General features: G+C 38.9%; 11 protein-coding genes. 7 read left to right on the top strand and 4 right to left on the bottom strand.

Going from position 1 to position 14,316, the window contains the following annotated elements:
- Window positions 1-2: 2 nt before the first annotated feature.
- Window positions 3-2,612 (bottom strand): DNA mismatch repair protein MutS, encoded by a 2,610-nt coding sequence (gene mutS, locus ACTS4L_RS08205; RefSeq protein ID WP_440617231.1) that lies wholly within the window; start codon window positions 2,610-2,612, stop codon window positions 3-5.
- A 169-nt stretch (window positions 2,613-2,781) separates the two neighbouring features.
- On the opposite strand from mutS, the gene ACTS4L_RS08200 reads away from it, so the two are divergent.
- Together ACTS4L_RS08200 and ACTS4L_RS08195 are read left to right on the top strand one after the other, a co-directional pair.
- Window positions 2,782-4,953, top strand: coding sequence for an AMP-binding protein (locus ACTS4L_RS08200; RefSeq protein ID WP_440617230.1), 2,172 nt, complete (start codon window positions 2,782-2,784; stop codon window positions 4,951-4,953).
- 20 nt (window positions 4,954-4,973) lie between these two features.
- Window positions 4,974-6,227, top strand: coding sequence for an MFS transporter (locus ACTS4L_RS08195; protein ID WP_440617229.1), 1,254 nt, complete (start codon window positions 4,974-4,976; stop codon window positions 6,225-6,227).
- 116 nt (window positions 6,228-6,343) lie between these two features.
- Here ACTS4L_RS08195 and ACTS4L_RS08190 read toward each other — a convergent pair whose 3' ends face one another.
- On the bottom strand, window positions 6,344-7,870 hold the full coding sequence (locus tag ACTS4L_RS08190) for a DHA2 family efflux MFS transporter permease subunit (protein ID WP_440617228.1): 1,527 nt from the start codon (window positions 7,868-7,870) through the stop codon (window positions 6,344-6,346).
- A gap of 144 nt (window positions 7,871-8,014) precedes the next feature.
- On the opposite strand from ACTS4L_RS08190, the gene ACTS4L_RS08185 reads away from it, so the two are divergent.
- The 4 genes from ACTS4L_RS08185 to dacB all read left to right on the top strand — a co-directional run bounded on the left by ACTS4L_RS08185 (window position 8,015) and on the right by dacB (window position 11,938).
- Window positions 8,015-8,770 carry an MlaA family lipoprotein gene (locus ACTS4L_RS08185; RefSeq protein ID WP_440617227.1) on the top strand — a complete coding sequence of 252 codons (756 nt, stop codon included), beginning with the start codon at window positions 8,015-8,017 and terminating at the stop codon, window positions 8,768-8,770.
- On the top strand, window positions 8,771-9,349 hold the full coding sequence (locus ACTS4L_RS08180; RefSeq protein ID WP_440651925.1) for a Maf family protein: 579 nt from the start codon (window positions 8,771-8,773) through the stop codon (window positions 9,347-9,349).
- A gap of 142 nt (window positions 9,350-9,491) precedes the next feature.
- The gene (gene waaC / locus ACTS4L_RS08175) at window positions 9,492-10,517 is read left to right on the top strand and encodes a lipopolysaccharide heptosyltransferase I (protein ID WP_440617897.1); all 1,026 of its coding nucleotides are present in this window, start codon (window positions 9,492-9,494) and stop codon (window positions 10,515-10,517) included.
- Window positions 10,518-10,546: 29 nt separating this feature from the next.
- Window positions 10,547-11,938 carry a D-alanyl-D-alanine carboxypeptidase/D-alanyl-D-alanine endopeptidase gene (dacB, locus tag ACTS4L_RS08170; protein ID WP_440617898.1) on the top strand — a complete coding sequence of 464 codons (1,392 nt, stop codon included), beginning with the start codon at window positions 10,547-10,549 and terminating at the stop codon, window positions 11,936-11,938.
- Here dacB and hmpA read toward each other — a convergent pair.
- Entirely contained in the window at window positions 11,935-13,146 is a 1,212-nt protein-coding gene (gene hmpA, locus ACTS4L_RS08165) for an NO-inducible flavohemoprotein (RefSeq protein ID WP_440651924.1), read from the bottom strand. The genes dacB and hmpA overlap by 4 nt on opposite strands.
- Window positions 13,147-13,244: 98 nt before the next feature.
- Between hmpA and ACTS4L_RS08160 the strand changes: the two genes are divergently transcribed.
- Window positions 13,245-13,661: an RrF2 family transcriptional regulator gene (locus ACTS4L_RS08160; protein ID WP_440651923.1), complete on the top strand. Its 417-nt coding sequence runs from the start codon at window positions 13,245-13,247 to the stop codon at window positions 13,659-13,661.
- A 21-nt stretch (window positions 13,662-13,682) separates the two neighbouring features.
- On the opposite strand, the gene tsaE is transcribed toward ACTS4L_RS08160, so the two are convergent.
- Window positions 13,683-14,117 (bottom strand): tRNA (adenosine(37)-N6)-threonylcarbamoyltransferase complex ATPase subunit type 1 TsaE, encoded by a 435-nt coding sequence (gene tsaE, locus ACTS4L_RS08155; protein WP_440617901.1) that lies wholly within the window; start codon window positions 14,115-14,117, stop codon window positions 13,683-13,685.
- Between the last annotated feature and the right edge of the window lie 199 nt (window positions 14,118-14,316).

Below are 14,316 nucleotides of genomic sequence, written 5' to 3'. Positions count from 1 at the left end.
CTTTAAATCAGTTGTTTTTCTTCAGCCTCAAGTGCGGATTTTAGGTCAAAAAGTGTGGTCATCGCTTCAATCGGTGTCAGTTTATTAGGATCAAGTGCTTTGAGTTTTTCGATTATTAGATCATGATTTGTATCATTGCTATTATTATGCTCATGATGATTAGTGAAACTAAAATCTAAGCTTTGCTGAATAGGCGCGTAAGGATCACTATCGCGCATTTCCAAGCGTGATAAAATTTTTTTGGCATTTTTTAAGACATCATGAGGCACACCCGCAAGCTTCGCCACTTGAATGCCATAGCTTTTAAGTGCGGCTCCCTGCTTAGCTTGGTGTAAGAAAATAATCGTATCTTTGTATTCCGTCGCTTCAAAATGAATATTCTCTAAAGTAGGGTACTGTGCAGCCAAGTGAGTCAGTTCAAAATAATGTGTGGCAAAGAGTGTATAAGCTTCGATTTTTAACAGCTTTTCAGCGCACGCCATTGCCAATGCTAAGCCATCAAAAGTACTAGTGCCACGTCCAATTTCATCCATTAATACGAGGCTTTTATCTGTGGCATGACGCAAAATATGCGCGCATTCTGTCATCTCCACCATAAAAGTTGAGCGTCCTGAGCTGATATCATCAGATGCGCCAATGCGTGTATAAATCGCATCAATATCACCAATTAACGCACTTTGTGCGGGAACAAAGGCGCCTATATGCGCAAGAAATACGATATGTGCAATTTGACGCATATAGGTCGATTTACCACCCATGTTAGGACCTGTAATGATTTGTAAGTGCTTTTGTTCATCTAAACGATTACTATTAGCAATAAAGGGTGATTTAGATAAAGCTTCAATCACTAAATGTCGACCATCTCTAATATCCAAAATCTTATCTTTTGATAATTGGGGGCGATTTAACTTTAAGGTGATGGCGCGCTCTGCCAAATTCGTTAAAACGTCAATTTCAGCAATTGCTTTTGCCGTTTGTTGCAAATCTTGGTACACCACAAGAATTTGCTCTAAAATATTCTGATATAGACTTTTCTCATAGGTGAGTGCTTTCTCTGCACTGCTTAGAATCTTATCTTCAAAGGATTTTAGTTCAGGAGTGATATAACGTTCAGCGTTTTTAAGCGTTTGCCGGCGTGTGTAATCAACAGGCAGCTCTACTTTATGTGCCTTAGATATTTCAATATAGTAACCATGCACTTTGTTAAAGCTAACTTTTAACGTATTAATGCCAGTGCGTTCACGCTCTTGTTGCTCCAGTTGAATTAAATAATCACCTGCATGCTGACTAATATTTCTCAATTCATCAAGATGTTGATCAAAACCTTCTTTGATAACCCCTCCGTCACGAATGGTAATTGGTGGTTCATCAACTAATGATTCGCTTAAAAGACCTAGAATTTGTGGTAATAGCGTTAAATGCTTGGCATGTGTGATCAGCAGTGGATCATGCTGACGATTTTCAATCGTTGTTTTTAGACTAGGCAAAATACCCAAAGTGTGTCGCAGTGCGATTAAATCTTTGGGTTTGGCGCTATTTAAAGCGATACGTGAGGCAATACGCTCGATATCTTGTGTTTGCTTAAGCAAAATTTGGACGTCATCGATGGCGGCTTGCTGAATGAGATCTTGTATCGCATCTTGGCGGCTCTTTAAAACATGATGATCTTTTATCGGTGACTTAAACCATTGTTTTAATAGGCGATTGCCAAGCGCTGTTTGGCATTTGTTGATGATGGCAAAAAGTGTGTGATTACCTTTGCCAGAAAGACTTGTCTCAAGCTCAAGATTACGTCGACTTGAAGTATCAATATCTAATAAACTCTCATCAGATTCGATGGTGATGTTGTGTAAATGTTTTGGTGCTGTCTTTTGCGTATTCTCCAGATAATTGAGTAAAGCGCCAGCAGCTGATATCGCTAAAGGTTTTTTATTGAGCTCATCAGTTAAGACATTTTGACCAAAATACTGTTGAATTAATTTTTTAGCACCCATGAGCTGAAATTCCCATTCAGGACGCTTTTGAATAGAGATTTGTTCATTTCTCAGATGAGACTGAACTTCATCGGAGTTAGTCTCGCAAGTCAGTAATTCTTTAGCCTTTAAGCGATGCACCTGATTATGAAGTGTGTTAGTCTCACGCTTGATTTCAAGCACCTTTAGTTCACCCTGCGTAAACTCTAAATAGGCAATGCCCATACGTGTTTTATTCTCAAAAACTGCCATTAAAATATTGCTATCATTACTCTCAGTAAAGCTCTCTTCAGCAACAGTTGCCGGCGTGATAACACGTACGACTTCGCGTGCGACAGGGCCTTTGTTATTAACATCGCCTACTTGTTCACAAATGGCGACACTTAAGCCTTGTTTTATCAGGCGCGATAGATAGTTCTCAGCGGCATGATAGGGCACACCTGCCATGGCAATGGGTTCACCATTGGATTTGCCGCGCGTTGTAAGGCTGATATCAAGAAGCTTAGCGGCTTTTTGTGCATCATCATAAAATAACTCATAAAAATCACCCATGCGATAAAACAAAAGCGTCTCAGGGTATTGAGATTTGATCGTTAAATATTGCTGCATCATTGGGGTGTGTGTGCTTTCAATCAACATGGCGTAGTTATCTAAAAATATCAATGATGAGCATTGTACATGATAATACGATGAGTTTTAATGAGTATTTACGTATGATAGATTCAATAACAGAAACACTGTAAAATGGTGTGTAAGCGTTATATACTTTGATCAGATAAATAAAATTGCCGATGATGAGGTGGCATTAATGTCAATATTGTTAGGGGTATTTACCCTGTTTGTTATAGTTGTTTTGGGTTCATTATATATTTGGCCAAATAAAACCTTAATTGCCGTTATGCAGTTGAAAGAGCGCCAACGTTATATGTGTAACTTTCATCATGTCAACTATGTGCCGAATTTCAAACCGGCAGTGGTTATTAGTAATAATGTTAATTTATTTCTAGCTGTACTGTTACAGCGCATTGCACGTCAAACAGTCACAGTAGTCATGGAGTGCCAAAGTCCGCCGTCGAAACTAGTGGATTATTTACTAAAGAGAACAGGTGTTAAGATTATTCCACAGTCTTTTCTGACGTCATGGGATAAACAGGGTGTTTTGCTAGTGCCTCAAGCGCTTTATGATGATGTGGTAAAGCTCAATAATGAAATTATCCCTATGCAGGTTTGTGGCTTTGAATGCATTAAATATACCCGTGGGCGTAATGTGCCACAGTGGTTGCATCTAAGCTTCTTTGAGCCAATTGGCATTGCACTTGATAAGAAAGCGCTGTCAGATCTGTTAGCAGAGAAGAATATTTATGCTTGGGAGCGTTATATTTCACTGATGCCATCAATTCCGGAGGTATGGATCAAGCAAGCAAAAGCACGTAAGGGCAAAAAAGTGATTGCTGACTCAACCGGTGTTGAGCTAAGCTCTGAGCGTCTGCTTGTTGCAACGCTTGCACTATCAAAATTACTTGAGCCGATCTTACGTGAACAGGAACGCATTGGTATTTGTTTGCCCCCTAGTGTAGGTGGTGCAATGGCAATGATGAGTGGTTTTGTGTTGGGTAAAACACTGGTTAATTTAAACTATACAGCATCGAAATCAGCGCTTGATGCGGCTATTTCTGAATCTGACATCAAAACGATTATTACTTCAGGTCGCTTTATTGAGCAGTTAAAGAAAAAAGGATTTTTCTTAGAGGAAGTATTTAGTAACTCAAAAATTATTCTGCTAGAAGATCTGCGTCAGCAGTTGGATAAATTTACTTTATTGAAAACTTTATTGCACGTGAAGTTATCATCAGCTGAACATTTGATTAGACATTATGTCACACGAGTTTCCACCGATCATACGGCGGCTATTCTATTTAGTAGTGGTAGCGAAGGTAAACCTAAAGGTGTCGTATTAAGTCACAAAAACATCCTAGGAAATGTCAAACAGTCAATGATTATATTGGGTGCTAAATCAGACGATTCTATTTTAAGTATCTTGCCAATTTTTCATGCCTTTGGTTTGACAGCAACAACCATTTTACCGTTGCTTGAAGGTGTATTTATGGTCTGTCACCCGGACCCTACTGATGCGGCGATGTTGGGTGAGTTAGCAGATAAATATAAACCAACCATTTTATGTGGCACATCAACTTTCTTTAGAATTTACTCAAAGGCACGTCAGTTGACAGCCGAACAATTCTCATCATTAAACTTCGTTGTTGCCGGTGCTGAGAAGCTTTTGCCTGAAGTCAGAGCCATGTTTGAGAAGAAGTTTGATAAGATTATTTATGAAGGTTATGGCACAACTGAATTGAGTCCTGTGGCAAGTGTCAATCAACCAAATGAAGACGATAAAATTAATAATAAGATTGGTACTGTCGGCAGTTCGGTTCCTGGCGGGCGTTTTATGATCATTGATCCTGAATCTAAAGAAGAATTATCGATTGGTGAGGCTGGCATGATCACCTTTGGTGGAGTCAATGTCATGGAAGGTTACTTACATAATCCGCAGAAAACAGCTGAAGTGATCTTTAAACGCAATCGCATTCGTTGGTATCAAACAGGAGATAAAGGAAGACTTGATGAAGACGGTTATTTAACGATTTTGGATCGCTACTCACGCTTTGCAAAGCTAGGTGGTGAGATGGTTAGTCTATCTGCGGTTGAAGAGGAGATCATGACGCTTTTGGGTGCCGATAACGAAGAGAATGAAATATTAGCTGTGGCAACACCAGATCAGAAAAAAGGCGAATGTATATCGCTTTTATATACCATGGCAATGGATGCTAGCGATATCAAACAACGAGTAAATAGTGCTAAGATAAATAATTTATTAAAGCCACAAAACTATTTTCAGGTTGATGCTATTCCAAAATTAGGTTCGGGCAAAACTGACTTTAGTGCGGCAAAGCATAAAGTATTAGACCTGTTAAGATAACCATTTAAAATGGAGCAATAATGAAAGCAAGAACATTAACCATTGCGTGGCTTGTGTGGTTGGTTGCAGCAATATTCTATGCGTTGGATTATTTTCAACATACGGCGCCGAGTGTACTATTGGCACCAATTGCGCATTCGCTTAATTTGGATATTAATCAAGTGGTTTCAGTGATGGCAATTTATTTTCCGATTTATGCGATTGCTCAAATACCGGCGGGACTTATGCTTGATCGATTTGGCTGTAAGTGGACATTATCATTATCCTGTCTTGTGATGAGTGTTGGAATTTTGGTATTTATCTGGGATCAATCCCTCAGCATGATGTGGATCGGACGCATACTTATTGCGATTGGTTCAGCGTTTGCTTTCTTAGGTGCGCTTAAAGTGGCATCCGATGTACTGCCCAACAATGTTTTCCCAATTGCAGTAGGATTAACAAATACAATTGGTGTATTAGGCGGTATTTTTGGCCAAGTATTATTAGCTTATTGGATTGAAAAGCTCACTTGGGAGGGCGCGTTATGGTTAATTGGCTATATTGGCGTGATCTTTTCATTGGTGATTTATCTTTGTGTGCGGCCACGTGAGTTTGTGACACACAAGACAATCTCAAGGAAGCTCTCAAAAGCGCATTTGTATGTACTAAAGTCTAAAGATCTGTGGTTGATTGCTATTTATGCTGGCATTATGGTCGGTACTGTCGTTAATGCTTTTTCAGAGCTTTATGATGTGGTGTTCTTACAGTACACTTATCAGTTTGATGCAACGACTGCAGCGTCGATTAGTGCGATGATTTTTATTGGCATAGCTGTAGGCGGTCCGACACATGGTATTGTTGCTCGCCTGACTAACGCAAAGAAAGCATGGATGATTGTGACTAACATCATGACGATTGTTGTCTTTAGTCTTATCGTGTTATTGCCAAACGTGTTTACGATTAGCATGCTCTATGTGCTTTATTTTTTACTGGGCTTTTTTGTCTCAAGTATGCTTTTAGCATTTGCTGTTGTTGATGATATTTTCCCAAATAAAGTGCATGGTACTGTGTTGGCAGTGGTCAATATGACCATTGGTCTATCAGCGGCTCTTTTTCAGCATTTGGTTGATTATGTTAGTATGTGGATAAATGGTGGTGATTTAAAAGAAATTCATAACCCAAGTGTTTTTAGCGGTGCTTTTCTTGTGCTTCTGTTGCCACTTTGTTTAAGTTTGCTTTTATTGATATTGACTAATGTTAAGGCCGGATTTGTAATGTTTCCTTTGAAAAAATAAGCGATGATTGTGTTTTATTCAAGCTTTACTGAGTGAGCGTTGGCTGAGCATTAGTCGAAGCCATTTTCTGCCACTAAAGTTCCCTTTGACTTCGCCCAAGTGTCGATTACTATTCTTTAATGATCCATGCTAAGGCCTGTATTAGCCGGCTTGCTTAGTAGTAAAATAAAAGGGACTGAAATCGCAAGCAATAAATAAGACAAGTAAGCGACATCGTTAAAGGCAATAATGTTTGCCTGCGTGTTGATCGTCTGCGCGATTACACCTAGTGCTGTTGGGTCTTGTGCATGCCAGCCGGTGCTTTGTAGCCAAGTTTGATAATTTGGGTTAGCAGGGTTGATGTGCTTTATCATACTATGCCAAGCGACTTGTGCTTGTTGGCTTAGTACGGTAATCATCACAGATGTGCCAACAGATGTGCCTAAATTTCTAAAAAAGCTAAACATTCCACTGCCTTCTGCAAGATCTTGAGGTCGCAAAGTTTGTAACGCCATTGTTGACACTGGTACGAAGAAAAAACCCATGCCAATACCTTGGATAATACCAGGGTAAGTTAAATTCCACTGATCACTCATTAGTGGAATCTGAGCATATAGATAGTTTCCATAAGCGGTAAAAATAATACCCAATAAAATGATAATACGTAAATCAATACGTTTTGCTAAGGGAGCGATTAACATCATCGCCGCGGCGGCGGCAATACCGCGAGGCATCATAAGCTCTCCAGACAGAGCAGCTGAGTAATGCATAAAGCCTTGCATAATAAGGGGTTGGACGGTCATCAGTCCAAATATGCCTGCAGTGTATAGGACTAATAAAATACAGGAAGCCGCATAATTACGATCTTTAAATAAATGAAGATTTAAAATATTCTTAGGGTTAAACCAACCGCGAATAATAAAAATTAGGCCATTGACAACCCAAAATATTAGCATCGCAAGAATGAAGTGTGATGACAGCCAACCATCGTTATTGCCGCGATCAAGAAAGATTTGTAAGGTGGCAATGGTTAATGCCATAAGCCCAAGTCCAACCCAGTCGATATTAAGTTTTTCGCGTTTTGTCTCACGAATAAACATGAACGCCATGACAATTGCAATAAGGCACACAGGGACGTTGATATAAAAGATCCAACGCCAGTTAATCCAGTCCGTAATATAGCCACCTAACGTGGGTCCCAATACAGGCGCTGCCATAATGCCAACGCCCCAGACTGCCATGGCTTTGACTTGTTCCTTTGGCGGAAAGGTGTCACGTAAGACATATTGTGATAAAGGGACTAAAGAGGCGCCAAAGATTCCTTGCATAATCCTAAAAAACACCATCTCGCTAAGAGAACTTGATAAACCGCATAGCATAGAGAATATCAAGAAGCCAATGATATTAATTAAAAGTAGTCGCCTGCGACCAATGGTGCGCACGAAAAAACCGGTCAGTGGCATGCAAATCGCAGAAGATACGATATAAGAAGTAACCACCCAGGAAATTTCTTCAGTGCTTGCGCCAAGAGAGCCCGCCATATCAGGTAGCGCGACGTTGACAATGGTTGTGTCAATAATCTCAATCATTGCCGCGAGCATTACGGTAATCGTAATTAACCATTTGGCTGTAGGGGAGATTGTTTGTTGTGTGGTTTGCGTCATTGGTACTAGCTTAAGTCAAAAATCAGACTTTATTGTAAAGTGCTTTAAATCTATTGTATAGCGGGAAATTCGATGACAGAAATATTGTAAGATAGTTTGTGATCAGTATATACTTGCCTGCAACAGGAAAAAACTATATGAAAAATGAAATATAAAGTAATTGTTCTTTTGGCAGTCGCCGCTTTAAGCGGTTGTGCTACTCAGCAGAATCGAGATCCTTGGGAGGGTTATAACCGTGCGATTTTTAAATTTAACCAAGTGACTTATGATTATGCACTCATTCCCATTGCAAAAGGTTATGACTATGTGGTTCCTGATCCTGTCCAACTTGGCATTGATAATACTTACAATAATATTCTAGAGCCTGGACGCATTGCAAATGACTTGTTGCAATGGAATTTTGACTACGTATGGCGCGATACTGCGCGTTTTGTTGCTAATACCATTTTTGGCGTGTTTGGTTTGTTTGATGTTGCTAAAAATATGGGGTTGCCACGTCGAGTACAAAACTTTGGTTTCACTATGGCGAAATGGGGCTATCGTTACTCACCTTATTTCGTTGTGCCAATTTTAGGACCTAATACCTTCGGTGGTTCAGCAGGGGATCTTGTTGATACTGTCTTTAACCCGCTAAGTTATAGCGCTGTGACACCTCCAATTGTAAGCTGGAGTGCTTACGGTGTGTATAAGGCCAATGAGGGTGTTCAATACTTATCTTTATATGAAAAATTAATGAATAGCTCAATTGACCCGTATGTTGCGGCACGCAATGCTTATTTACAAAACTATGATTATAACTTGGATAAAACTTTGCAGATTAAAGCAAAAAGCAATGCAAAAACTCAAGCTTTTGATAGTGATGCAGAGGTTTTAGATATCCTTGATCAATCGAGTAACTAGATGATTTATTTAGCATCCCAATCACCAAGGCGGGCAGAATTGCTGCAGCGTGAGTCCATCGAGTTTAGCCAGTTTGCTGTAGATATTGATGAGTCCTCTTTAGTCGGTGAGAAACCACAGGTATATTTGGAGCGAATTGTTAAGACCAAGCTTAAAGCCGCGTTAAAGGTGAAATCATTAGATATACCTGTTTTAGTTGCTGATACCATTGTCGTCATTGATGAAGAAATACTGCAAAAACCGATAAATTTTAATGTTTTTTGTGACTATATGCATAAGTTGAGTGGGCGTTGGCATCAGGTCATTACTGGCTTTGCTGTAGGTGATGGCGAGTCAGTATACTATGAGTATAGAATAACCGATGTGCTGTTTGCGCAATTAACTGATGCACAGATAAAAGCTTATTGGCAGACGAATGAGCCGCAAGATAAAGCTGGCGGTTATGCCATTCAAGACCTTGGGCAGCGTTTTGTAAAAGAGATAAAAGGTGACTTTGACAATGTTGTTGGTTTGCCGGTTAATGAAGTTAAAAAAGTCTTAGCTAAATTTGACTTTCCGCGAGACAAAATAATGGATTAGGCAATACAATTTTTATTTTGGTAACTTTTAGTTTGATTCAATTCGATGGAAAATGTTTTAACTTGTGCCCATAGCATTGTCGTTTAAAAATCATTAGAATATCGGCGTCAATAATAAAACAGATGATGATTGATAAAAGTTAATGAAAAGATGTTTAATTGTGAAAACATCATCGTTAGGTGATGTGCTGCATACGCTACCAGCGTTAACAGAAGCCAAAAAGCAAATGCCTGAGATTGAGTTTGGCTGGGTGGTTGAAAAGGCTTTTGCTGAGATTCCTAAGTGGCATCCAGCTGTGAATGAAGTGCTAGAAGTGGAAGTGCGTAAATGGCGTAAGAATATATTTAAGCACTTTGCTGAAATTCGTGCGTTTAAAAAGAAATTAAAATCAAAGCGATATGACTATGTTATCGATGCACAAGGCTTGTTAAAGAGTGCATGGATTACCAAAGGGGCTAAAGGTGTCAAATATGGCTTAGATAAGCACTCAGCGCGCGAACCTGCTGCAAGCTTCTTTTATCAACATAAGATATCGATAGCCAAGGGACAGCACGCGATTTTGCGCGTTAAAGCATTGTTTGCCAAGGTCTTTAACTATGCTGTTTCCGATGAAATCAATTATGGTATGTCTTATCAATGGCATAAGCAAAATACGCAAAAAAAACATAAGCAAGTGGTCTTCTTACATGCGACAACATGGTCTAGTAAACATTGGTCGCTTGCGCATTGGCAGCAACTGGTAAAGCTATTAGCAGATGATGGTATCAAAGTGCTCTTACCATGGGGCAATGATAATGAAAAACATCAAGCGCATGAGATAGCGCAGAATCATCAAAATGCAGTGGTTCTTGATAAAATGAGTTTAACACAATTAGCTGAGCTTTTTAGTCAAAGTGATGCCGTTGTCTCTGTTGACACCGGATTGTCTCATTTGGCAGCGGCTTGTGATGCGCCTGTGATTGGTATGTATGGTTCAACCTCAGCCAAGTTAACGGGTGCTATTGGCAAACAAGTGACACACGTGTCATCTAAGTTAACCTGCTCACCTTGCTTAAAGAAGGTTTGCCCTATTACTAAAGATGTTTTCGCGCCATGTGAGGTGGCAATCTCTGCTGAGTCAATTTACGAGCGCCTAAATGTTTGGTTGAAGTCAGATTCATTGGCATAGATTATTATAAAAGCATAAGGAGCATGCGTATGCGTGTGATATTAACAACGATTTTATCAGTTGCAGTAATAAGTTTAAGTTTTGCTAATGCACAACTTGATAAAGCACTAACTGCAGCGATTAACGCTAACCATTTAGAAAGTGCACTGGTTGCAGTGAAAGTGGTTAATGCAAAAGATGGTAAGACGTTGTTAGCATTCAATAATCAAAAAAACATGATGCCTGCCAGTAACATCAAGCTTTTGACAGCGGCAGCTACATTGCTTAAGTTGGGGCGAGAGTATCAATATAAAACGAAGCTTTATTATGATTGCAAAGGTCAAAAAGATAAAAAAGCCATTGAAAATTTGTATATTGATTTATCAGGTGATCCAAGTTTGACATCTGAAGCATTGAAAATATTGCTTCAGGGTCTTGTGCAGCATAATATTAAATCCATAGCAGGAAATATTTATCTCATTAATCAACAATTTCAAGGACGCAATTATCCAATTAACCAAAGTCAAAGTGACAGTGTGTTTGGCTTTGGTGCGCAAAGCTCGGCATATACGTTAAATGAAAATCAAGTAGTTTTAAAACTTGAAGCAAAAGATAATCATTTCAAGGTGCACGAACTAGGTGGTGAGAGAATTAGTTATGACAATAAGCTGTTAGCCGCTAGCGATAGTATGCTAAAAACATGCCAATTTGATGCAAGCATGACTCAACAAAACAAGCTTATGTTAGCGGGTTGTTTACCAAAAGGGGATTTTACCTTTAAATTTGCCATTGCTAACCCTAAAAAGTTCTTTAAAGAAGTATTGCAACAGCAACTTAAAGAACTAGGTATCGGCTTTAAAGGTAGCATTAAAGAGCTTAATGGTAAGCCTACTAAACTTAAACTGATCAGTTTGCATAACTCGCCTAATTTATCTGCTTTGCTGAAACATATGCTTGAGCTTTCTGATAACCTTTATGCGCAAAGTCTGTTACGAACATTGGGGTATAAGGTTTTTCAAGCAGGCAGTATTGTCAGTGGTAAAAATGCAATGCTTGAGATTTTGCATAAACAGCTTGCACTCAATACGGATAACATTCAATTGGAAGATGGCGCAGGCATGTCAGAAAATGATTTATTAAATGCTGATTTTATCGTCGATATGCTTTATAAAATGCAGTCGCAAAAAAGCTTTAATATTTTCAAAGGGTCACTTCCAGTGTATGGTCAGTCAGGCACTTTAAAATGGCGTAGTGATAAAACATTAATAGGCAATGTTTTTGCTAAAACAGGCTCAGGAACAACGTCTTCAGCGTTATCTGGTTATATCAAAGCGCAGGATGGTCAGCAGTATATATTTTCAATATTGATTACTAATTTATTGGAGTCACAGAAAAAACAAGCATATCACTTTCAAGATGAGATATTAAAAGCTTTGTTTTAGGTGTTTTCTAAGACCTCTTCTGGACCAAAAAACTCATAGTTAATATGCTCAGGTTTTATTTTCCAGTTTTTTAGAATCTGATAGGTGTGTTGCATAAAGCCATGTGGTCCACAGAAGTAATAATCGCACTCTTTGGTTGGTAATATCTCATCTAACCAATCTTGTGTTACATAGCCATGGCGATGTACTCGCATATGTTGTATGTCCTCATTTTGCGGTAAGCTATAGCAGTAAAAAACAGCTAAGTTAGGCATTTTATTGGCAATGTCGTCAATTTCATGGGCTAAAATCTGCGACTGACTGTTTTGAGTTGCATGGATAAAGTACACTGGCTGTGTTGTACCAGATTGATGTAGAAAATTAAGCATATTAAGCATAGGCGTAATGCCAACACCTGCTGAAATTAACACAATGGGTTTAGCTGTTTCTTGTGGCTTTAGTAGAAAACTGCCCGTTGGTGCACTGATGGCAATTTCATCCTGTTCATTGATATGCTGATGTAGGAAATTCGATACAATCCCCGGATGTGAGGCGTTGCGTTGTTCTTTTTTAACAGTTATCCGATAAGCGTATTCATCGGCAGCAGATAAGCTGTATTGACGCATCATCTGACCATGCAGCGGATGGTTGATTTTTACTGTGATATATTGCCCAGCTAAGGCGGGAGATAGGTGCTTGCCATCTTGAGGCTTAAGATAAAAAGAAGTTACCTCACTAGTTTCAGCAACTTTTTGATCAATAATAAAAGACTTGAACCCTTGCCATGTACCTGTTTGATTTGCTTGCTTGGCATATAATTCACTTTCTTTTTGTATCAATAAATCAGCTAAAAAGCCATAAGCTTCAGCCCATGCATTTAGTACTTCATCCCTCGGATTTAAAACTTCAGTGATCGCTGCAATAAGGTATTTGGCAATGATTGGGTAGTGTTCTGGCTTAACATGGTTGGCAACATGCTTGGTAACCATTATATCAACGGCTTGTGACAAGACAGTAAGATTGTCGATATTCTGTGCATAGGCATAAACCGCATTAGCTAAAGCTTTAGGTTGTGCACCTGAGCGTTGATGTGATTGATTAAAGAGCATTTTGATCTTAGGTTCATTGGCAAAGAGATTTTTATACATGGTTTGAGTGATTTCAATACCTTTCTCAGCTAAGATTGGCGCGGTTGATTTAACGATGTTAATAGTTTGTTGAGATAGCATATATGCTCCTTCTTTGACGTGTGAAATTAAATATGTGATAAATATACATATTTACAAATATGCATGTCAAAAGCATATTAGCAAAAGTTTAATAAAAGTTGAGAAAGATCAATAATATGCAATTAACGAGCTTTACGGATTATTCATTACGCACTTTGGTTTACTTAGCTATGCACCAACAACGGCTATGTACAGCAAAAGAAGTCGCTGAATTTTACCAGATCTCACAAAACCATATGGTTAAGATCGTACATAATCTAGCAAAACTGCGTGTTATAAACTCATCAAAAGGTAAAGGTGGAGGCATTGCCTTAGCTCAGGCACCTAAAGAGATTAATATTGGTGAATTAATCGCTAAATTGGAACCAAATTTTTATATGGCGGAGTGTTTTAATCAGTCACTTAAAAACTGTGTTTTATTACCTGACTGTAAGTTAAAGGGCGTTTTAGGTAATGCGCTTCAAGCATTCTTTAATGAGTTAAATCAACATACGCTAGCGGATGTTATAAAATAGCGTCCCCTGCAATGTAGAATATTAACCTGAAATGGTGATAGCGCGTCCAGTATTGGTATATTGAATGTGAATCTCTTTTGTTGGGCGTGGCAAGAAATCTCCCCCTTTTTGCGGCCATTCGATCAGTGATATCGTGTCATTAGTGAAGTAATCACGAATGCCAATCCACTCAAGCTCCTCAGGGTCACTCAAACGATATAAGTCAAAGTGCTGGAGCGTGATGCCGTTAATGGGGTAGGTTTCAACAAGTGTATAAGTCGGGCTCTTGACACTTCCAGTAAAACCCAATCCTTGTAAAATGCCTTTGGTTAAAGTCGTCTTGCCTGCACCTAAGTCGCCATGAAGATAGATTACATCGCCCTTGTTTAAACCTTGACTAATTTGTTTGCCAAGCTTAAGCATTTCAAGTTCATTTTCAATAATATGCTGTTTGGCTTTGCTTTGCTCTATCGTCATAGTGTTTAAATGGCTCAATATTAATTGTATGGCATTATGCGCCAGCTATTTAAAAGCTGCAATAAACGCACTGAGTTATTTTAAACATTAAGATGAAAGTGTTACCATTTGTCTACCATTTGTTCACGGCTGTCCCATCTAAAATATGTTGACTTTTGCTAAATTTATCTTTGAAGTTGTTAGCAAAGGAATCTACTGT

The sequence above is a fragment of the Cysteiniphilum sp. 19S12-1 genome (assembly GCF_052030685.1).
GTDB lineage: Bacteria > Pseudomonadota > Gammaproteobacteria > Francisellales > Francisellaceae > Caedibacter.
This window is presented reverse-complemented; position numbering and strand designations above follow the sequence as displayed.

Coding starts and splice junctions, on each gene's coding strand:
- mutS (WP_440617231.1), bottom strand. CDS start 2,612: ATGTTGATTGAAAGCACACACACCCCAATGATGCAGCAATATTTAACG.
- tsaE (WP_440617901.1), bottom strand. CDS start 14,117: ATGACGATAGAGCAAAGCAAAGCCAAACAGCATATTATTGAAAATGAA.
- ACTS4L_RS08180 (WP_440651925.1), top strand. CDS start 8,771: ATGATTTATTTAGCATCCCAATCACCAAGGCGGGCAGAATTGCTGCAG.
- ACTS4L_RS08195 (WP_440617229.1), top strand. CDS start 4,974: ATGAAAGCAAGAACATTAACCATTGCGTGGCTTGTGTGGTTGGTTGCA.
- dacB (WP_440617898.1), top strand. CDS start 10,547: ATGCGTGTGATATTAACAACGATTTTATCAGTTGCAGTAATAAGTTTA.
- ACTS4L_RS08185 (WP_440617227.1), top strand. CDS start 8,015: ATGAAATATAAAGTAATTGTTCTTTTGGCAGTCGCCGCTTTAAGCGGT.
- hmpA (WP_440651924.1), bottom strand. CDS start 13,146: ATGCTATCTCAACAAACTATTAACATCGTTAAATCAACCGCGCCAATC.
- waaC (WP_440617897.1), top strand. CDS start 9,492: ATGAAAAGATGTTTAATTGTGAAAACATCATCGTTAGGTGATGTGCTG.
- ACTS4L_RS08190 (WP_440617228.1), bottom strand. CDS start 7,870: ATGACGCAAACCACACAACAAACAATCTCCCCTACAGCCAAATGGTTA.
- ACTS4L_RS08200 (WP_440617230.1), top strand. CDS start 2,782: ATGTCAATATTGTTAGGGGTATTTACCCTGTTTGTTATAGTTGTTTTG.